Raw genomic sequence first — 20,821 nt, forward strand, 5'->3', positions numbered from 1 at the left:
AATGGCGGCAAAATTCCCTATTTTCCTGCTAAATACTTATTACGATATTCGATGGGGGTACAGCCTTTGATTTGCCGAAATTGCCGCGCAATGTTTTTACTGTCGGTGAGGCCCATGTCAAGCGCGATTTCAAAAACTGTCATGTCGGTTTCAAGCAGTTTTTGGGTAAATTTTTCAATCCGTAAATTGAAAATATACTTATAAATCGGGTATCCCGTAATGTCTTGAAAACGTTGCTCTAACGCCCGCCGCGACAATGGCACTTGTTTTACCACATCATCGACTTGCAGGTTTTTGTCGATGTTTTGGTGGATAAACTTCAAAGATGAAGCGATGTACTTGTCGTTGGTGGCATAAATATCAGTGGATTGGCGCGTGATGACTTGCGTTGGTTTTACGTAAATGTCGTAAAAATCCGACGTGCCGTGCTCAATCATGTGGTGCAACAATTTGGCCGCATCGTAGCCACCTTTTTCGGTATCTTGGGCAATGCTCGAAAGCGGAGGATCCGAAAATTCACAAATCATTTCGTCGTTATCGACACCCAACACGGCCACTTCTTCGGGGATACGGATATTGGCCAAACGACAGGCTTCCGTAATGTGCTGCCCTTGGTTGTCGTCGCAAGCCATGAGGGCAAGCGGTTTGGGGAGCGAATTGAGCCATTGGCTCAGGGGGCTAGGTTTGTAGTACCACAGTTCACTCGACCGCGACATGGCGTGCTCAAAATAATGCACAGGGTAGCCCGCTTTCCGTATGCGTGCTTCAAAACCTTCGGCCCGCTCGCGCGACCAAACAATGTCTTTGAAACCGTAAAAAGCAAAGTGTTTGAAACCTTTTCGGAGAAAATACTCGGCTCCTAGGTGCCCTGCTTCGTAGTGATCGCCTGTGATGTTGGGAATTTCTTTGAAACGCTCTTTAAAGTCTTGGGCAATGACGGGAATTCCTGCTTCCACGATTTTAGAAATCTTGGGGTCGTTGTACAACTGTCCAATGATGCCGTCGGCTTCCCATTCGAGCGCCCATTCCAAAATCCCGTCGATACCAATCGTTTCGCGCTGAAACAGGGGCATTCGACAAAAAATCCACGGGCCATGCTCTTTCGAGTACTTCGAAATTCCTTGAAGTAAGCCTTTGCTGTATTCTTCGGCAAAGTCGATGAGAAGGATAATTTTGTACATCTAGGAAAAAAGTTCTTTCCAACTTTTAATGGTCGCGTTGGTCACAAGGGGTTTTGCCCAAAAACCAATGCTCAAAATATATCCCAAAGTAATCATCAAAAACAACATCGCCAAACGTAAGCCTACTAATTCGGCCAACCCCCCAATGACGAGTGGCACCACTGCGCCGCCCGCGATGCCCGAACACAAAATCCCTGAAAACGTCCCGTGGTGATAAGGAACGGAATTGAGGGCCAACGAGACGATAATCGACCACATCACCGAAGCAAAAAAACCGCTCATTGGAAAGGCATACAGGGCCATTTCGAGCGGCCCAAACAAGCCTACTAACACCGAAACAATGGCTCCAACGGTGAAAAGCAGCAGTACCCGACGGCTATCGAAGAGTTTCAACAAAACAAGCCCTAAAATACAGCCAATGGTGAGCAAGCCCCAAAAATACGAAATCACCGAAGCACCTTCCGTCGCTGGGTCAACGTTGTGGTAGGTTTGCAGAAATTTTGACGTCCAGTTAGCAATGCCCTGTTCTGTACCGACGTACGCAAAAATTCCTAGAAAAAACAGGTAAACATAGCGGTTTTTGAGTAAGTCGTTGAAGGCGTTTTGGGTATCAATCTTCTCGTCTTCTTTGAGTTCTACTTCGGGAAAATGTACCATTTTTACGATGAAGACCATCAAAAGCGCTACCACCGCAAACACCCAATACAACGAAACCCATTTCAACTCAGCAGGTACGATGCCGTTGAGCGTAGAAATAAAAGCATTCACTTCTTGTCCCGAATGAACATTCAGTACTAAGTAGCTGTAAAGCATGGGACTCAAAAAAGAAGCACCGCCAAAAAACAACTGCGCCATCACGGAGTTGAAGGCAAAATTTGCTTCACCTCCTGCCACGCGAAGCAATGGATTAATGACCACTTGAAGCATGGCCATGCCGATGCCGATGATAAAAAGCGATAACAACGATACTGTAAACGTTGGAACTAGCGCGAATAACAACGCCCCACCAAATGCCAACAAAAAAGCCCAGAAAAGCACCTTTTTCTCACGGTATTTTTCGACCAATATCCCCGAAGGAATGGAGGCCACCCCATAGGCCACAAAAAAGGCAAACGGTAAAAAGCCCGCCAAGCCAATGCTGAGGTTGAAGCTATCGACAATGTCGGGGATAATGGGACCAAGAATATTACTCAAAAACGATATAACGAAGAAGATAACGAAAATGAGAATAACAATAAAGGTGTTTCTTTTCATGTGGTTTTGGGTTTTGGATTTGGTCGGGTTGTGAGCAACCCGCTGCACATTTTACTCGACACTCCATCTTACCTCAAGCTGCTCACAGGTACTTTGGCATCTTGCAATACCAACGCCGCAGCACCTAAGAGAGCGATGTCATCGTTTTGAGACTGAAGGATTTTGATTCTTTTGAGGGTTTCGGGATAGGCGAAATCCTCAAGCGCTTCGCGCATTCCTCCTTCAAAAAACGAGTAAGCTTTGGCAATAGAACCACCCAATACAATGGCTTCGGGGTCGTAGGTGTACATGGCCGCTTTGATGGCAAAACCCAAATGTACACCAAATTCTTGCCATAAACGAAGGGCTTTTTTGTCGCCGTCGAGTGCGGCGTTGCTCACAAGCAGGGCCGTAGTGCCGTGAATTGCTTCAAAGAAGTTGCTCCCTGCGTAGTATTCGAGGTTGTGCTCGCGGTAAGGCAAAAGACCGATTTCGCCCGCGCCGCAGTTGCTCCCGTTGTATAACTGATTGTCGATGATAATGCCTGACCCTAAGCCAGTTCCAATGGTCATTCCAACGACAGAATTGTAGTGTTGGGCAACGCCATAACGGTGCTCGCCGAGGCTAAAACAGTTGGCATCGTTGTTGACATAGACGGGTATGTTAAATTCTTCTTCCAAAATATCACGTAACGCTACTTTTTCCCACGAAGGGATATTGGCTACGTTATAAACGATGCCTTTTTCGACATCGACGACTGAGGGGACACCAATCCCAATGCTTCCAATGGGATGTTGGGTGAGAGGACGTATCAGGTCAAACAACTGCTCTAAAGTAGCCGACATGGACTCCTTCTCTTGGAGGAAAACTGTGTTTTGGTGGATAATTTCCCCGTTAAACTCGATTCCCGCTTTTACTTTGGTCCCTCCTAAATCTACTCCTATTTTCATTGGTGCTACTTTTTAAGTGTTAACGTTGCGTATGTACTTGAGCGAACGCGTGGTGGGTAATTATGAATTACGAATGATGAATTACAACTTACGAATGGGCTACTTTACTTCGACGGTGCGGCTTGCTTTGCCTGCGGCGTCAAATGCTTTGAGCTTGATTTTTCCTGTTACTTGGACAGGGGCGGTGTATTCGGGTGACTTATCGGTGGGTTCGCTGCCGTCGGTGGTGTAGCGTACCCGAAGTCCAGGATAAGCGATATTGGCCTTCAATGTTCCGTTTTCGACTACTGCCCCTGGCAGCGGAATGCGGTAGTTGTAGCCACCGTTGAGGTAGCTAAGGCGCGGTAGGTCTTTTTGGGCGAGGGTATTTACAAAAATATTCCAGCTTGCCTGAATCGCTTTTTCGCGCGCAGTGCGGTCGGCAATGGTTTCCCAAGGGCGCTCGGCGCTCCATGCACTTTCGGCAAAGCCCATCAGTTTGGGTAAGGTATAGTATTCGAGCATGTCACGGCCTTTGATGGTCTCGCTCCACAACTGGCATTCTACGCCAACGATATTTTTGCTGGCATCGGGCCGTAAACGCTCTACGTTATTGAATACCAAAGGCTTGCCAAAATTATTGGTATAAGTAGTTTTAAACATGTCGTATGGGGCAAACGTGTAGTTGTCGCGGGTATCGACAAAGCCAGCCCAGTAAAGACCCGGCTCTTGCGACTCATTGTTGTAGGCCAAATCAAAATAAAAATTGGTGACGTTGCACAACACTACAGGGTAGCCTGCATTGGCCAAACGATAACCTAAATCGGGGTCGTAGAGGTTGTTCCAGACGTAAGGGACCACGTTTTTGCCCGCAAACTCAGGATTGATCTTGAGCGCACCGTCTTTGGTTTTTGTTAATCCTACTTCCTCCCAACCGTGCACTTGGAGGCCGCGTTTTTGTAAACGAGGCAACAAACGGCGAATGAAATAAGCGTGGAGGTTATGAAATTCGCCGATGCTCGGGTCTTTTTTGAGCAGGTCTTGTGCCCAAGGTGACTTGGTCCACGCACCTCCTGCTACTTCGTCGCCCCCAATGTGGAAAATATCCAACGAAAGCCCCGCTTCTTTGTACATTTTGATGATTTCGTCGGTCACTTTTTCGTAAAAGCGGTAGGTGGACTCTTGCGTCACATCCGTCACGTTGTCTTTGTAGCTTTGCGCCGACAAATAAACAGATTCGTCCTTGGGATCCACCAAGCGGTATTCGTTGGCTTCTTTTTCTTTGCCTTCTTTCATCAAACGTTGATAACGCGCTTCCATCGCTTTGATGGCCGCCCGCGCGTGGCCAGGTAGGTTGACTTCAGGGATGATTTTGATGTGGCGAGCGTGGGCGTATTTTAAAATTTCAATAAAATCAGCTTTGGTATAAAACCCACTTCCGTGGCTTCCTTTGCCATAGGCTTGGGGGCCAGAGCCGTAGCCTGGGTGTAAGGCGGCATCTTTGTACGACTTAACATGCTGACGCTGACCGCCTACTTGCGTAAGTTCAGGCAGACCGTCGATTTCAACGCGCCAGCCTTCGTCTTCCGTTACGTAAAACAAAAAATGGTTGAGTTTGTAAAATGCCAACACATCCAACTGACGAAGAATGGTCTCTTTGGTTTGGAAATTACGGCCGACATCAAGGTGCATACTGCGGAACGAAAAGCGAGGAGCGTCTTCGATTTGCAGAGCTTCCAACGAAATGGTGCCTGATTTTTGGGCTAAAGCCGCCGTTGGAATGAGCGCGACAAGGCTCTGTGTGCCGTAAAACACGCCCGCTGCGTCGCTGCCAACGATGGAAACCCCTTGAGGACTCACGCCTAGTTTGTAAGCTTCTTTGCTAATTCCTTTAACACTCAACGCGGTGGTACTCAACGAAATGGTATTGGGTGCGGGCGACGCGTTTTTGGTTTTAAACTCGCTACCTGTCAGCTCTTTGAGGCGTTGAGCCAACAAATTGGCTTCGTTTTCAAGTCCTGCGGCGTAGTGAATCGGGGTGGATGAGGTCAATGAAAAAGAACCTTGCCCCGTCACCACACTGATGGGAGAGGGGATAATGCGTTGTAATTGGTTAGCCGCTACGGGGCTTACTTGAAGATTTTCGTTGTAGCGTGAGCTGGCCGTAATGATGGGGTCTTGGTCGTTGGGGCCACGCAAAAGTTGTTCTTTGCGCGTAAACGGCACAATCGCACATTTTTCTATGGGAACAATTTGTGATTCTTCGCCTTTGGCATCATAAAAGACAAAATATAATCCCAGTGGCGCATCAGTTTCTTTGATAACGCTCTCGGTACCACGGTAGCTAATGGCAACCGAATCGCCAGGCGCAAGACGAAATCCTTTGTTAGGAGAAAGCTTGTACCAGTCGCCGTTGATGTGCTCCAGTGTCGCGAGCTGGGGGGTAGGCGTGGGCGTAAGCGGGCGAGGAGCCATGTTAAAAAACAGTGCCCAAGCGCTATCGCCAAGGGTAAGTGAGCCATTGTTTTTGAGGTAAAATTTTGCTTCAAAAACATCATTAGGCCCTGCAAAATTGTCGGTCAATTCCCACGAAATAGCAATGTTACTTGCCTGATCGAACGCTCCTTCTGACGCAGATTTGCAGCCACTGAGCCACCAAATAAAAATACATAAAACAGTGATAGACGAAATAGTACGCATAAATACCGAGGTTAAGTAGCCCTAATAGTACGCTGATGCGTATTAAAAATACCATTCTGGGTACAGTATTTTTAATTCTTTCTTTAACCGACACCAACTAAGATGTCTCTTTCAAGCTCCCGTCTTATTTCGCTCGACGCGCTTCGTGGGTTTACGGTGGCCGCCATGATTATGGTCAACTTCCCAGGTAGTAGCGACCACGTTTTTTTTACGCTTCGTCACACCGTTTGGAATGGGCTTTCGTTTACCGACTTGGTAGCGCCTATTTTTTTGTACGTCATTGGGGTGTCCATTGTGTTGGCCTACTCAAAAAAGAAGGACGGCGACAAAAAAGAGCTGTATAAAAAAATCGTGATTCGGTCGCTGAAAATCTATGCAGTAGGGATGTTTTTGAACCTGATGCCTGATTTTAATCTTGCCGAAGCCCGTTGGACGGGAACCCTTCACCGTATTGCGTTTGTGTTTTTGGGATGCGCAATTTTGTTTTTAAATACCAATTGGCGACAGCAGGCGTGGATAACTGCTAGTATTTTGGTAGGTTATTGGTTGGCCTTAACCCTCATTCCTACCCCAGGTGTAGGCAAAGTAATGCTCGAACCAGGCGTCAACATTGTGGCGTGGTTTGACTCAAAGTTTTTGCCAGGAAAAATGTGGCAAGGCACGTGGGACCCCGAAAGTATTTTGAGTACGTTGCCTTCAATCGCTTCGGGTATCACGGGGATGTTGGCGGGACGCTTGTTAATCACCGATTTAAGCCCAAATCTGAAGGTCAATTACCTGATGACAGCGGGGGTGATTTCGTCGGTGCTGGGGTATTTTTGGGGACTTGGGTTTCCTGTCAATGAAAACCTTTGGACGAGTTCTTTTGTGTTGGTAACTTCTGGTTTTGCGAGTTTGCTGTTGGGGGCGTTGTATTTTACGGTTGATATTTTGGGAAAAACGAAAGGAACGCAAGTGGGAATCATCTTTGGAGCCAATGCTATTTCGGTATATGTGCTTGGCGACATCTTGGCCTTGTTTTTTTACGGAACCAAACTCGGTGATAAAACCCCAAACGAACACGCTGTCAATACCTTGGTGGGAATGGGAATGAGCCCGAACCTTGCAAGTTGGCTTTATGCCTTGTTTTTTGTAGCCATCAACTTCATCCCTGTCTATTGGCTTTATCGAAAAAAGATTTTTATCAAATTGTAACAGGGTCAGACGGTAGTCAGACCCCAAGCAGGTGATAGCAAACTAGCAAACGGTCTGACTATTGTCTGACCTGCGTGTAACACCAAGCCCATTTGGGGTCAGACGGTAGTCAGACCCCAAGCAGGTGATAGCAAACTAGTAAACGGTCTGACTATCGTCTGACCTGCGTGTAACATCAAGCCCATTTGGGGTCAGACGGTAGTCAGACCCAAATAACAAATTTTAAACATAAACGGTCTGACTACCGTCTGACCTCTGTGAGAGTATGAGAAAACAACTCATTTGCCTTTGTTTTGCGTTGTGGGGAATCCAAGCCACGGCGGAGGCGCAAAAAGTAAAATTCGGTGTGCTTTCGGACGTACACGTTCCGACCATGCACGATGCCAAAGAACGCTTGACGGCGTTTGTGGACAGTATGAAAACGGCCAAACCCGATTTTGTCGTTGATTTGGGCGATTTTGGAACCCCCGCGCCCAAGTATGCCTACGGTTTTGAGATTTGGAATAGCTTCCCTGGCCCAAAATACCACGTCATTGGCAACCACGAAATGGACGGAGGGTTCTCGCTGAAACAGGCGTTGGAGTACCGAAAAATGACTTCGTCTTATTATTCGTTTGAGCAAAAAGGGTTCAATTTTATCGTCCTAGACGGCAACGACAAAAAATCGCCTGACGTGAAAGGCTATCAAGAACACTTGAACCCGCCGCAAATAGCGTGGCTACGCGACGAACTTATGAAGGCCAAAGGGCCGATTGTGATTTTCTCGCACCAAGGCTTAGGCAAAGATGGGGTGGACAATGCGGAAGAAATTCGACAAATTCTTGAAAACCACAATGCAAAGGCGAAAAAGAACAAAGTGATTGCCAATTTCTACGGTCACATTCACTACGACCGCGCCGATAACATCAACGGAATCTGGTACGTCTGCATCAACTCCATGTCTTACAAATGGCTTGGGGAAGAATACGGTCGCGTTCGTTACAGCGAGGAAGTTGATAAAAATTTCAAATGGATAAAATACACGGCACCCTACCGTGATCCGCTGTTTACGGTGATTGAAATTTCTAAAAAAGGCAAAATTACTATGTCAGGGAAGAAATCGCAGTGGGTTGGCCTTTCGCCCAAAGAAGTAGGATTCCCGCAGGATAATAAAGACTACGATGTCCCCGAAATTCGCCCAAAAGTGTTAAAGTTTTGATGGGTAAAAGCCTCTTTTTTATGACAAAACTGCCACTATTATTGATTGCTTTTTTGACAGCGTTTATGAGTTTGGCCAAACCCATTGACCTCACCAAAGCGCGCATTTATACTTCTATTTCGGACAAACAAGTACTGCTCCGAAGCATTGAGACGCTTCAAGAAGAAGTAAAAAAACGAACCCAAGTAACGTGGGAAGTAACGGATAAACTACCAACCACTGCGACGCCGTTGGTGGTGATTGCGCTGGAAAAAGACGTAGCTCTTTTGCCGACTGCATGGCAAAAGGAGGTACAAAAACTGTCCACTATCTCAGCCGAAGGGTTTAAATTAGTGACGATTCCCGCCTCGCAGGCCGTATTGATAGTGGGTAAAGATGCGCGCGGTGTTTTGTACGGAGTAGGGCGTTTGCTCCGAAAATTAGTCATGTACCCCCAAAAAATAACCATCGACGAGGCGATACAACTAGCCACGAGTCCGCGCTATCCCGTGAGAGGACATCAGCTGGGCTACCGACCTAAAACCAATGCCTACGACGCTTTTTCGGTGGCACAATTTGACCAATACATCCGTGAACTTGCTCTTTTTGGGGCCAATAGCATCGAACTCGTTCCACCCCGTACCGACGATGATGTGAAAAGTGGGCACATGAAGCTGCCTGCCATGGATATGATTCGGGAGCAGTCGCGGATTTGTAAAGAATATGGGCTGGACGTTTGGATGTGGTATCCCAACATGGGCTCGAACTATACCCATCCCGATTCCATTCAAAGTGAACTTGACGAGCGTCACAAAGTGTTTTCGGCCATTCCAAAGCTTGATCACGTCTTTGTGCCTGGAGGTGACCCAGGCGATTTAGAACCCGATATTATGTTTGCGTGGCTTCAAAAAATGTCAGTGGTTTTGAAAAAATACCATCCCAAAGCCAAAATATGGGTGTCGCCGCAGGTATTCAAACCTAGTAAAAAGTGGTTCGATTCGTTTTTTGCTCAGGTCAATCGAGGGTATCCGTGGTTTGGTGGAGTGGTGTTTGGGCCGTGGGTAAAAATGCCCGTGCAAGAAATTCGTCGCATCACCAAAGCGTCGATTCCGATTCGGCATTATCCCGATATTACCCACAATTACAGTTCTCAATACCCCGTTCCTCATTGGGATTTGGTTTTTGCGCAAACCCTTGGTCGTGAAAGTATTAACCCTCGCCCGCACGACGAAAAAACGATTCACAATGCCTTGGATGAATACGGCGTTGGAAGTATCAGCTATTCAGAAGGCACCAACGACGACGTGAATAAATTTGTGTGGAGCGACCAAGATTGGAATCCCGAAACGCCCGTCATCGAGACGCTTCGCGACTATGCGCGTTTGTTTGTCGGAATGGATTACCAAGAAACCGTAGCACAGGGGCTTATTTCGCTCGAAAATACATTCCGAGGGCCGTTGTTGACCAACGAGTCGGTGGAAAGAACCCTGATGCAATGGCAATCCATGGAGCAAAAGGCATCGTTGGCAGTTTTGCAAAATCCCCGTTTTCAAATGGGGCTGATTCGGGCGTATTACGATGCTTATACGCGCCGTCGATTGTTGTACGAAACCGAATTGGAGCAACAGGCAAAAGATGCACTGCGGGGGGCGGTCAAAGGAAATTCGTTGGCGGCGATTCAACAAGCCAAAACGACCTTGGAACGGGCGTGGAAAGTGCCAATTTTGCCCCAATACCGCCAAAAATGCGTTGATTTAGCCGATTCTCTCTTCAAAAGTATTGGCGCACAGCTGACGGTTGAGCGTCACGGGGCGGTATCGGGACGTGGAAATTTTGTGGACAACATCGACCTACCGCTCAACGATTCGCCTTGGTTGTTGGACGAACTGGGTAAAATTGAAAAATTAAATAACGAAGCCGAACGTCAACAGAAAATAGACCAACTGCTCCACCGCACCGACCCAGGCGCGGGAGGTTTTTACGACCATTTTGGCGCACCCGAAAGCTGGCATCGGGTAGTTTCGGATGTTTCGTGGGAGAAAGACCCAGGTAGTTTACAATCACCACGGGTAAGTTTTGGCGTTGGAATCGTGGGGGAAGAGTGGGTGGACGAAATCAGGGCAACTGGTTTTAAAGGACAAGTAACGCCAAGAGCGTGGATGAAGCAGGTAAAAACCTTGTATGAGGAGCCGTTAAAGATTGCTTACAACGAGCTAGACCCCAAGGCAACCTACCGAATGCGGATTTCTTACACGGGGCGTTTTCGGTCGCGAATGAAACTAATGACGGATGACGGAGCCCTGATTCATGATTTTTTTCAAACGGGCGAAGAACCTCTCTTTGAGTTTGATGTTCCCCAAAAATCCACTGCCGACGGGAAAGTAACCTTTATTTGGACGTGTGGTGAAGGCGGTCAAGGCCCGCAAGTCACTGAAATTTGGCTAATGAAGAAATGATTTTACGACCTTCCCGAAAGTTCAAAAACACCTTCCCGAAAGTTTAAAACTTTCGGGAAGGTAAGTCAACGTTTGCTTTCTATTTGACTTTGCTAACTTCAATAGATAGCGTTGCTCCGTTTTTCTTTTGGACAACCATTTTTACTTGCTCAAAATCCTTATACCTGATGCTTCCAGTTAAGAGTGGGCAAAAGTCGAGTATCGGAATTTTATTTATTTCAATTACTTGGTCACCGACCTCTACTTTGTCCATCAACTCTTTGTTCCAAATTTGGCCAATAATAACTTTATTTTGGTTACTCAAGCCAAGCTCGAAGGGATAGGATGGTTGTTCATAATTAAATGATTTTTGACCGTCAAAAGGAGTAAAATAAAACTGCTTCCCAATATTATCTATGGTAACACTTCCGTAGTTTAATATTTCAGTTCCAATGCAAGAGTCGTCACCTTGAGTTGTTTGAAGGGTAACATTTTTTATAGAAGTGGAACCGATAAGTAATTCTTTGAGAAATAATAGAGACGTTTTTGAAGCGTTTTCAGCACCAAATAATCCAACCGTTGAATTTCCATAAGATTCTGACAGTTCAGTAAAAATGGCTTTTTTACTGAAAATTTTATAATGTCTCGAAGACAGGTTATAAAACCCGTTATATCCGCTGTCGAATAATACTGTCTCTTTCTCCTTCTTTTTGCCTAAAAGTTGTACTAAAATATATGGACTACTTTGAAAAGGACCCAAATTGAGTTGGGAAGAGTGCACTTTACGAACAAGAAGTTTGCTAATTTTATTGGTGATAGTCAAGCTACTATCTTGAAGAGAAAGATGAATAATTGAATTACGCAATTGGTTGCTACCAATTATGCCATCAACATTGAAACAATCAAATAGTTGGTTGTTTTGGATAAGAGAGATAGTACTGTCAAATGTAATCTTACCAATTTTCATAGATTGAATATAGCAAGTCGATAAGCTGTCTTTTAAGCTACTTTGGTCACCTACCTCTATTTTTTGAAGAGCCTTTAACGCTAGTTTTTTGTGAAGTTTTTCAGTAATAATAGTTGGAGCGCCAGTGTCAAGTATAAATCGAAAGTCTTGATTATCAATGGTTGCTTTGATTATGATTTTTCCAGCTTTAAACTCAAACGGAATTTTACTGAAGTATTCTGGTTCTCGTATTGTTCCTTGATTGAAGGTTTTGATTTGACCAAAAAGTGGGAGACAATACAGGGTGTATAGAATAGAAATAAGAAAAATTTTTCTGAACATAACTGGTTGAAGATTAAAATTTCCACCTTCCCGAAAGTTCAAAACTTACGGGAAGGTGTTTTTGAACTTTCGGGAAGGTAAATCGATTACAACTTTACTTTGCGATTCGGGCGAAATTCAAATGCTTGGTTATCTAAAGTTGTCGGCAACGAGGGATTATAGTCGAAGGTGCTTTTAACGCGAAAATTGTTGACTTTTTGGTCGGTTTCAACTCTTTTGATGAGGTAGCTATCCTTGGCAATCCAGGTAATTATATACCCTTCAAAACCACTTCCTTTGATTTTATAGCAAAGCGTTCCATTGATAGTTTCGTCGGTATCCAACTGCGCGTTTTTTGTAGATAGAAAAATGCTTTCTCCTAAAATATCATTGTTCGAAAAAAGTAACTCAGGGATTTGGATAGAAGTACGAGAGGACACCCCTCCAGCGGAGGAAAGAAGTACATCCAATGCTTGGTCTTTTAGGGTTTTGTTGGTAACTCCCCACCATGATTGGGCGAGTTTGTTGCCATCGCGGTTGATAACCATTAATGAGTTTGAATAACCTACTTCGTAAAATTCAAAGTTAAATCGTCCCTGTCTGTCGAAGGCTGTTTTGAAGTACTTCGCTTTTTCAAATGGCTGTTCTAAGTCGTAAAACTGTTGAAATACCTTGCCAGAATCAAGGTAAAAAACGGCATTTTTATAGACTGCCTGACTTTTAGCAAATACTTCTTGGGCGGTTTGAGCGCAGGCGCTTTGGAGGCTGAAAAGCACTAAAGAAAAAAGAGTGAAGATTTGTCTCATAAATACAGATGTCTTATAACACATAAAAAAATACAAATAAGTAGTTGCTAAACAGATGAATAAGTTTCTATTGGTATGTTTTTTGAAAATCGTTTTTCGACTGGGCAATATATTCATTACAGACATAACTTCAAAGATTTTGGCTAAGCAGTTAGTTTGGGCTAAGGTAGGCTAAAAATGAAAAAGCCGCTGATGGCAGCGGCTTTGGGGAGTGTTTTGATGAAAAGTAGTCAGGACGAAATTACCCTATTTTCTTGACCTCAACTGCCACGGGGCCTTTGGGGCGCATTTTTATTTGGAATGAAACTTTGTCTTTCTCTTTAACAGGCTCCTTCAATTCGTTGATATGCACGAAAATACTTTCGTTGGTCTTCGCGTCTTTAATAAAACCGTACCCTTTTTGCTCGTTGAAAAAATGAACACTACCAATGCGCTCCGAAGCCTCTTCCTCGGCGTTTTGAATCTCGGGCGAATACTCGCGGGGTTTTTCAGGTTGTTTTTTTACAAGTGAAGGTGGCACACTCGATAAGTTGCCATTTTCATCCACATAGGCCATCATGTCTTCTAGTCCTTTTCCTTTGCTAGACGACGCCAACCGTTCTTCTTTTCGTTCTTCTTTTCCTTTACGTTTCTTTATTTTTTTTTGTTCGCGCTCTTTCTTGGTAAATGTTGTTTTTGATCCGCTCATTTGGTACTTGGTTTAATGATGGTATTTCTTTGAATTAAATTGTGTAGCAGAGATACCAAAGAATTAAAGAATGCGGTTTGACGGCGTAGATTAATTGCCTTGTGTGATTGTACAACTAAAGGGAAGCGAACAAAAACAGGAAGTATTGGTATGCTGATAAACTTTCTAACAACAAACATACCATTATAATTTCACTATCTCTTCCCAAAAGTTTCAAAACTTTTGGGAAGAGGTAATTTCGCCCTTCAGATGGCGTATATTGGTTTATTTTTTCTTGTCTTTACGCGCTTTGTATTCCTTAAATCGGTTTTCGTACTCCTTGATTTGCTCGGGGGTAAAGCGGTTGAGGTAGGTCTCTGGCAAAGCGAGGAGTTCGGGCGCTAATTTAGGAGCGGTGTCGATTAATTTATTGCGACCACCCGCATTTTTGGTTAAGTCAAAAACATCGTAAAGCTCTCCCGCCACCGTATAGGCTTTGTACGAAAGCTTGTTGCCATCGACCGAAATGATTTGGTACAACTGCGTGTTAGAACCTGCTCTGTCCATCCAGTCTTGCAAGCCAATCGTGTACATTTTAGGCCCGCTCACCGACACTACATAGATAGGGCCATCGGGGTATTTACGGCTTTGCCCCAAAGGCATGTTAAGCCCACGCCCGTAGGTGTGGTCATGGCCTTGTAAAACCAAATCGACGTTGTATTTTTTGTAAATAGGTTCCATTTTTAAACGCCATTCATCGTTGTTACGCCCGTTGGCAGTCGAATAAATCGGGTGGTGGTGCGTTACAATTGTCCAACGATTGGGGTTTTTCTCCAATACGCTTACCAACCATTTGGCTTGTTCTTCCAATACGTTGGCATCAAGTAAGGCTGCCTGGGAGTTTAAAGAAACAAAACGTACGCCTTGATAATCAAAGTAATAGGCGGTTTCTTTGAGACTTGCTGGGCCATTTTCTGGTAAAACAAACGACGGCCGCCAATGGATAGATAATGACGATTTGCCAGCGGGGTCGCGGAAATATTCGTGATTGCCTGGGCTGGCTAGGGTTGGTACCATGCCGTTGATCCAGCCGCCAGCCTCAAACCACTCGCCCCATTGCCAATCGGCGTTGGAGGTTGTGATGAGGTCGCCCGCGTGAATCATTAAGCTTACAGAAGGCATGGCCGAATACGCCCCCCGAATGGTACGCGACCAGAGCGAACGAATGTCGTTTTGGGCATCTCCAAAATACAAAAATGAGAATGGAACGGCTTGGTCGTTGGCGGTTTTGAAATGAAACCACTCGCTCCAATATTCGCCCGCCCCCACACGGTAGCTGTATTTGGTGTTGGGTTTGAGGTTGGTAAAATGAACCGTATGATAAAGCACACGCTTTCCATCCACGACTACAGTTTCGGTAGTGGCAGGTACCAAGGTGGCTTTTTTGACAAAATCGGGCGACGCATCGGCTTCGTGAATGGCGCCAATGGCCGCAACAATGGTGGAATCCGTTCGCCAGTTGACCGACTGCGACGTGGCGGCGTTGTTTTCCTGCCAACCCATAATAACGCGGTCGGGATAAGGGGTGGGTGTGTAAGGTTTGTGCGTTTGTGCCGCGCTCGTTAGGGCTAAAAAACTGCCTACTAGGAGGCCAAAAACGCCTGATTTTTGGATAACTTTCATAGTAAAGGTCACTGACTTATGATTGTACAATTTGATCCATGAGGAGGTTGGCGCGGGCGCCAGTTTCACCCGTGCTTGGGCAGGTGCCTTCACCTCTGAGTTGCTGAACAATTGTTTCAATGAGAGGTTGTTGAACGTGTTCAGGGTACGGTATTTCAAAGGTTTCGGTACCTTCGGCGGTTTCAACGCGAATAGTAAAGCGCTCGAAAAATGAAAAAGTGATTTTTCCTTTTGAACCAATAAACTCTGATTCGTCGAGGCGTTGCTCGGGGTTGAGCGTGTAGCACCAGCTGCCTGTTCCCAATACGCCCGACTCAAATTCAAAGGAGGCAACTACAATGTCGTCGGCTTGGTACAAGCCTGCTTGGTTTCTGCTAATGCCTTTGGCCGACGCAATTGGGCCAAAAATATATTCTAACAAGTCGAACTGGTGCGATGCCAAATCGTGGAAATGCCCTCCACCCGAAATCGCGGGGTCAACGCGCCAACGCGGTTGGGCTCCGTCCCCAATTTCCTCGGAGTAGGGGTTGTAATGAATTTGAACTTTTACCAAACGTATATCGCCAATCGCTTTTTGGTCCACCAATTCTTTGAGTTTGAGAAAATAAGGCAACTGACGACGATAGTAGGCCACAAACAACGGCACACCCGTTTCGCGACTGATTTGGTTCATTTGTTCGCATTCGTCGGCACTGAGCGCCATCGGTTTTTCTACATACACGGCCTTGCCCGCTTTCATGGCCTTAGCGGCATATTCAAGGTGAACGTTGGGCGGGGTAGCAATGTAGATGGCATTGACGTCGGGGTCGTTGATAAGTTCATCGACATCGTTGTACCATTTGGGTACACCGTGACGTTGGGCATAATCGGCGGCTTTTTGGGCATCGCGGCCCATGACAGCGACGAGCGATGAATGGGGCACTTTGCTAAAAGCAGGCCCACTTTTCTTTTCGGTTACGTTGCCACAACCAATCATTCCCCAGTTGATATGTTCCATAAAAGCGAAAGTTTTCAATGAATACGTTGTTGTTTATTTGTGCTTGGCGTTTTTAAGATTGGGCTTGGAGCGCCATGTAGCTTCAGGCCCGAAACGGGTAAAGTACGTCTTTTTATCTAATTTTTCGTACGGTGGATACGCATAAATAAAGCGATTGGTTGACCAAAAAAAGACACTGACAACGGCAACGGTACTCAGTGCGCGCATCCAGGCTTTTTTATACAAACCGCTAAAAGATTGTTGTTGAAAATGGCTAAAGGTTTCACTACTATCAAAAATAGGCTCGTGCTCGCGTGGTAAGGTCAGTAACAGGAATGAAACCAGCATGGCATTGACGGTAATGACCCATTCGGTGAGCAAACGCGATGGATGCCAGCCAACGAGCGCGCGTTCAAAGTTGCCAATAATCATAACCCAAAGCAAGACCAGCAAAAGTAATTGTCCTTTGCCCAACCACGTTTTGGGGAATAAAGCAAGGGGCTCTTTGAAATGGCGTTTGAGGAGGAAGGCAAACAAGGCTACCAGCAGCAACCACGTCAGTCGAAACCAACCTTCGGGCGTAAAATGGAGAAAATCAATGTAAGGGAGGCGGCCCAAATAGGGGACATCCCAACGCGCAGGGACGGTTTCGGTACTTCCGTCGGAAAGTGTGATAGCCTGAGTCCAAACTTCTTGGTTGAGTCGTTCGCCCCATTCACTAACATTTTTAAATAAGTTGACGTACGTAATTCCGAGTAATACAAAAAGCGTCATTCCGCTCAATGCCCATTTTTCAGCCGACGTTTTTTGCGGTGAAGGGGCTGATAAAGGCAGACGTGCCGCTAAGATGGCAAACAAAGCCGCGATGGCAATGCCATTGACGAAACCATAGCTTTGTTCCAAGAAACTATGCCAGTTTTGTTGTTGCCAATTGCTCCAAAGCGCCAGTTGTTGAGTTTCGGTAGCAGGTAAAATTCGGGGACTTCCAAAGGCCATCAAGAGTTGTTTTATCCACTGAATGCCCGAAAAACCCAGCCCACCTATCGTGCCGCAAACAACGGATGCAAACGCTACTGATTGGTAACCATTGCGTCGCATCCAGAGAATCATTCCTACAAATACGCCCGTAATCCCTGCCCAGTCGTCGCTGCGCGGAGGTGTCATGCGCAAACCGCCAATGGACGTAAAAAAAAGGCTTCCTAGCACGGGGAAAATCAGAAACGAAACCAGCCAGCCGCCTGCCATATATACAATGAGTGAAGAGCCATCGCGGAATTTGCCAAAGCGATAAAAATAAAAGGTAATGCCTACCACGGCTCCGATGAACCAACCGACGTGCTGGGGGTAATCGCCAAACCATTGAGGCCAGTTGTTCAGGAAGTTATGGGCGTCGAAGGCCCCTTTTTTCGTTTCGGGGTCGATGTAGGTAGGGTCTCCCAGCGTATAGGTAAGCGCAGCGGCAAGCGATGGTAATACCCCCGTTTTTTGTAAAACCCATTGCCCTACCAAACCTACGAGCGCACCGCCTAGCAAGCAGAGCGGCAACCAAAAGCTCTTTTTGAAACGTTGTTCCCACGTATCGTACAAACCCGCCGCGAGTAGTGCAAAAAAGGCAGGTAGGTAGTCGGCATCAAACCAGTAAAGCGGGCTTTTGTGCCGCGACCAAGTATGGTCAAATGCAATGCCCGACTGTAGCCAGTTGGCAACAGGATCTTCGATGAGGTCTAAGACGAGCCAAGTCGCAAATAACCACCAAATGGGTTTTGTCAGGCGAATAAGGGTCGATTTGTCGGCAGCAGCGGCTAGTGCCGTTCCTGCACCTCCCAATGCGGCCCACAAAAAACCAATGTAGAACAAGGTGACATAACCGTAGAGTTGAGAGGGAGCGTGGCCGCTTTCGGTCGATGAAATGACTTGCATGTACGAAATGGAACCTCCAAATCCCCAACCAATTGCTCCAAAAAAAGCAAAATAGAGTACTTTTTCGCGCCAGTCGGGGCGACCAGAAAGCAAACAACCCGTGATGGCCGCCAAACATCCTGCAAAAGCAGCGCCATATTCATGTCCGAAGTTTCCGCGGATACCCCAACCAATGCCCAACGAAAGTCCTACCGTTACAAACGTTGACAGTCGCCGACTAGGGGTTGGGGTTGATGTAAAAAGTGACGTTAACATGCCGATGGGAGGTTACGTCAGATGACTAAATTGGGGGAATCATCGGATTGAACGGTGTCTCCAACGGCTTGTTTAATCACCGAAAGGTCATGACGGAGGCGTTGGGTAAAGAGGGCAATGTCAAAACTATGCACCACAATATTGGCCCCTTCGTTGATCCATTTGATTTGGCGCTCGGGTTCCAGCGAAAAATGAATGCCAATCGCGAGTCCATGGGCGCGGGTTTTATGAATGATGGTGCGAACGGCTTCCTCAAAAACGGGATGGTCGTACTGCTCAGGTAAGCCCAGACTCACCGACAAATCGTGCGGGCCAATGAACACGGCATCTAAGCCTTTGACCGACAATAAATTATCGAGGCGTTCGAGGGCAGGCACACTTTCGATGTTGGCAATACAAATGTTGGCGGCGTTGTGGTTGGCAATATACTGCGCAAGTTCGGCAGGCATTTCTGCGCCTTCGTGGAGGTATTGGTGCAGCACTTCGCCTTTCAGTGGGCGGTACTTTACGCCACCTACCAGCTCGCGAATTTGGGTGACGGATTCTAAATATGGTGCAACCACTCCCAACGCGCCGCCGTCAATCACTTGGCAAGCCAAAAATGGGTCGGGGCTGGGAATACGAACGATGGGCGTTATGTCCAAAGCGCGGAAAATTTGGCACATTTTGGCCAATTCGCCACGGTCTAGCGGAATGTGTTCGGTATCAATAAATACAAAATCAAGCCCTACTTTTTTGAGCGCCCCAGGCCACATCGGTGAGGTGGACGTAAAGCAAGTGCCATAGACATTTTGGCCGTTTTGTAGTTTTTGGAGTAAGCTAAGGGTCATGGTTGGAATCTGAAAAGGAAGTGTTTCTTAATAACAACGGTAGAAGTAATACGTTTGGGGCAAAGGATGAGGCTATTTATATGAGAATCTATTTTGGCACGTTTATTGGGAAAAGGTAATTTATTCACCAAAGGTGAGCAACATCAATAACTGTAAAAGACAATGGAAGCACCGAAAGAATTTGTAGCTTTGCTTCGAGATACACAAATGATTTTGGACAGTATGCCTGACGAAGCCCTCGATATATCGGTGGTTATACCACTTTTCAACGAAGAAGAATCTCTACCTGAACTTACTGCGTGGATAAAACGCGTGATGGATGAGCACCAATTTAGCTACGAAGTGTTGCTTATCGACGACGGAAGTTCCGACGATTCTTGGTCAATCATTCAAAAATTGGCGGTCGATAATCCGAGTATCAAAGGGATTCGTTTCAACCGCAACTATGGCAAAACGCCTGCCTTGCAAACGGGGTTTCAGGTGGTAAAAGGCAAAGTGGTCATTACGATGGACGCCGACCTCCAAGATAGTCCCGACGAAATTCCAGAGTTGTACCGAATGATTACCGAAGACGGGTACGATTTGGTGTCGGGCTGGAAACAAAAACGGTATGACCCGCTTAGTAAGACGCTTCCTACGAAGTTGTTTAATGCCGTAACGCGCAGTATTTCAGGGGTATATCTTCACGATTTTAACTGTGGATTGAAAGCCTACAAACAGCGAGTGGTAAAAAATATCACACTTTATGGCGAAATGCACCGCTACATTCCTGTGGTGGCTAAGTGGAATGGTTTCCGTAAAATCGGGGAAAAAGTGGTGCAACACCGCGCTCGTAAATACGGAAGCACGAAGTTTGGTTTAGAGCGTTTTGTCAATGGCTTTTTGGACTTACTTTCGATTACGTTTGTTCACCGCTTTAGCAAAGCGCCGATGCACTTCTTTGGCCTGTGGGGAACGCTCTCGTTTCTGATTGGTTTTTTGATTACGACGGGGTTGATTATCAGGAAATTGTATTTGATTTATACCCACGAACCTTATCGAAATGTGACCGAAAATCCGCTGTTTTACTTGGCGTTGGTTGCCATAGTCATCGGATTTCAACTTTTTCTAGCAGGGTTTTTAGGCGAAATGATGGTGAAGCAACATACCGTCAAACAACCCGATTATCTGGTTTCGGAACAGATTGGAGTTTAGCGTGAAGTTGGTTACTTATAATCAACCTGAGGTTGCTCCCCGCAGAATTTACCAAGTTTTTGAAAAACCTTGAGCGTCAGATTTGAGAATCTGACGTCACTTGTTGTGTGGTTGGTTACTTATAACCAACCTGAGGTTGCTCACAACAGAATTTACCAAGGTTTTGAGAAACCTTGAGCGTCAGATTTGAGAATCTGACGTCACTTGTTGTGAAGTTGGTTACTTATAACCAACCTGAGGTTTCTCAAAACCAAATTTACCAAGGTTTTGAGAAACCTTGAGCGTCAGATTTAAGAATCTGACGGCACTTGTTGTGAAGTTGGTTACTTATAACCAACCTGAGGTTGCTCCCCGCAGAATTTACCAAGTTTTTG

The 20,821-nt window shown here is 45.9% G+C and carries 15 protein-coding genes; 4 read left to right on the top strand and 11 right to left on the bottom strand.

Going from position 1 to position 20,821, the window contains the following annotated elements; translation table 11 throughout:
* Positions 1 to 17 precede the first annotated feature (17 nt).
* The 4 genes from AC23N5_RS08190 to AC23N5_RS08205 all read right to left on the bottom strand — a co-directional run bounded on the left by AC23N5_RS08190 (position 18) and on the right by AC23N5_RS08205 (position 6,043).
* Entirely contained in the window at positions 18 to 1,181 is a 1,164-nt protein-coding gene (locus AC23N5_RS08190; protein ID WP_183973256.1) for an AraC family transcriptional regulator, read from the bottom strand.
* Positions 1,182 to 2,435 carry a sugar MFS transporter gene (locus tag AC23N5_RS08195; protein ID WP_487755172.1) on the bottom strand — a complete coding sequence of 418 codons (1,254 nt, stop codon included), beginning with the start codon at positions 2,433 to 2,435 and terminating at the stop codon, positions 1,182 to 1,184. It abuts the gene before it with no gap.
* A gap of 68 nt (positions 2,436 to 2,503) precedes the next feature.
* Entirely contained in the window at positions 2,504 to 3,364 is an 861-nt protein-coding gene (locus AC23N5_RS08200; RefSeq protein WP_183973260.1) for an ROK family protein, read from the bottom strand.
* Between the two features lie 99 nt (positions 3,365 to 3,463).
* Positions 3,464 to 6,043, bottom strand: coding sequence for a family 20 glycosylhydrolase (locus tag AC23N5_RS08205; RefSeq protein ID WP_487755173.1), 2,580 nt, complete (start codon positions 6,041 to 6,043; stop codon positions 3,464 to 3,466).
* Between the two features lie 102 nt (positions 6,044 to 6,145).
* Here AC23N5_RS08205 and AC23N5_RS08210 point away from each other — a divergent pair, with 102 nt between their 5' ends.
* The 3 genes from AC23N5_RS08210 to AC23N5_RS08220 all read left to right on the top strand — a co-directional run bounded on the left by AC23N5_RS08210 (position 6,146) and on the right by AC23N5_RS08220 (position 10,870).
* Complete coding sequence (locus AC23N5_RS08210; protein WP_487755174.1) at positions 6,146 to 7,237, top strand: acyltransferase family protein; 1,092 nt, start codon at positions 6,146 to 6,148, stop codon at positions 7,235 to 7,237.
* A gap of 265 nt (positions 7,238 to 7,502) precedes the next feature.
* The gene (locus AC23N5_RS08215; RefSeq protein WP_487755175.1) at positions 7,503 to 8,435 is read left to right on the top strand and encodes a metallophosphoesterase family protein; all 933 of its coding nucleotides are present in this window, start codon (positions 7,503 to 7,505) and stop codon (positions 8,433 to 8,435) included.
* A 20-nt stretch (positions 8,436 to 8,455) separates the two neighbouring features.
* Positions 8,456 to 10,870: a hypothetical protein gene (locus tag AC23N5_RS08220; RefSeq protein WP_487755176.1), complete on the top strand. Its 2,415-nt coding sequence runs from the start codon at positions 8,456 to 8,458 to the stop codon at positions 10,868 to 10,870.
* A gap of 79 nt (positions 10,871 to 10,949) precedes the next feature.
* Here AC23N5_RS08220 and AC23N5_RS08225 read toward each other — a convergent pair whose 3' ends face one another.
* The 7 genes from AC23N5_RS08225 to AC23N5_RS08255 all read right to left on the bottom strand — a co-directional run bounded on the left by AC23N5_RS08225 (position 10,950) and on the right by AC23N5_RS08255 (position 19,253).
* On the bottom strand, positions 10,950 to 12,179 hold the full coding sequence (locus AC23N5_RS08225; RefSeq protein WP_487755177.1) for a retropepsin-like aspartic protease: 1,230 nt from the start codon (positions 12,177 to 12,179) through the stop codon (positions 10,950 to 10,952).
* 44 nt (positions 12,180 to 12,223) lie between these two features.
* Positions 12,224 to 12,922, bottom strand: coding sequence for a hypothetical protein (locus AC23N5_RS08230; RefSeq protein ID WP_487755178.1), 699 nt, complete (start codon positions 12,920 to 12,922; stop codon positions 12,224 to 12,226).
* 241 nt (positions 12,923 to 13,163) lie between these two features.
* A complete protein-coding gene (locus AC23N5_RS08235) occupies positions 13,164 to 13,610 on the bottom strand; it encodes a cold-shock protein (RefSeq protein ID WP_183973276.1) in 447 nt (148 codons plus the stop codon).
* A 264-nt stretch (positions 13,611 to 13,874) separates the two neighbouring features.
* Complete coding sequence (locus AC23N5_RS08240; RefSeq protein ID WP_487755179.1) at positions 13,875 to 15,272, bottom strand: purple acid phosphatase family protein; 1,398 nt, start codon at positions 15,270 to 15,272, stop codon at positions 13,875 to 13,877.
* A 16-nt stretch (positions 15,273 to 15,288) separates the two neighbouring features.
* Positions 15,289 to 16,269 carry a Gfo/Idh/MocA family protein gene (locus tag AC23N5_RS08245; RefSeq protein WP_487755180.1) on the bottom strand — a complete coding sequence of 327 codons (981 nt, stop codon included), beginning with the start codon at positions 16,267 to 16,269 and terminating at the stop codon, positions 15,289 to 15,291.
* Between the two features lie 33 nt (positions 16,270 to 16,302).
* A complete protein-coding gene (locus tag AC23N5_RS08250; RefSeq protein WP_487755181.1) occupies positions 16,303 to 18,423 on the bottom strand; it encodes a hypothetical protein in 2,121 nt (706 codons plus the stop codon).
* A 17-nt stretch (positions 18,424 to 18,440) separates the two neighbouring features.
* On the bottom strand, positions 18,441 to 19,253 hold the full coding sequence (locus AC23N5_RS08255) for an HpcH/HpaI aldolase family protein (RefSeq protein WP_487755182.1): 813 nt from the start codon (positions 19,251 to 19,253) through the stop codon (positions 18,441 to 18,443).
* 222 nt (positions 19,254 to 19,475) lie between these two features.
* Here AC23N5_RS08255 and AC23N5_RS08260 point away from each other — a divergent pair, with 222 nt between their 5' ends.
* A complete protein-coding gene (locus tag AC23N5_RS08260; protein WP_487755360.1) occupies positions 19,476 to 20,447 on the top strand; it encodes a glycosyltransferase family 2 protein in 972 nt (323 codons plus the stop codon).
* Positions 20,448 to 20,821: the final 374 nt, after the last annotated feature.

Source organism: Runella sp. R5_40, from assembly GCF_057652295.1.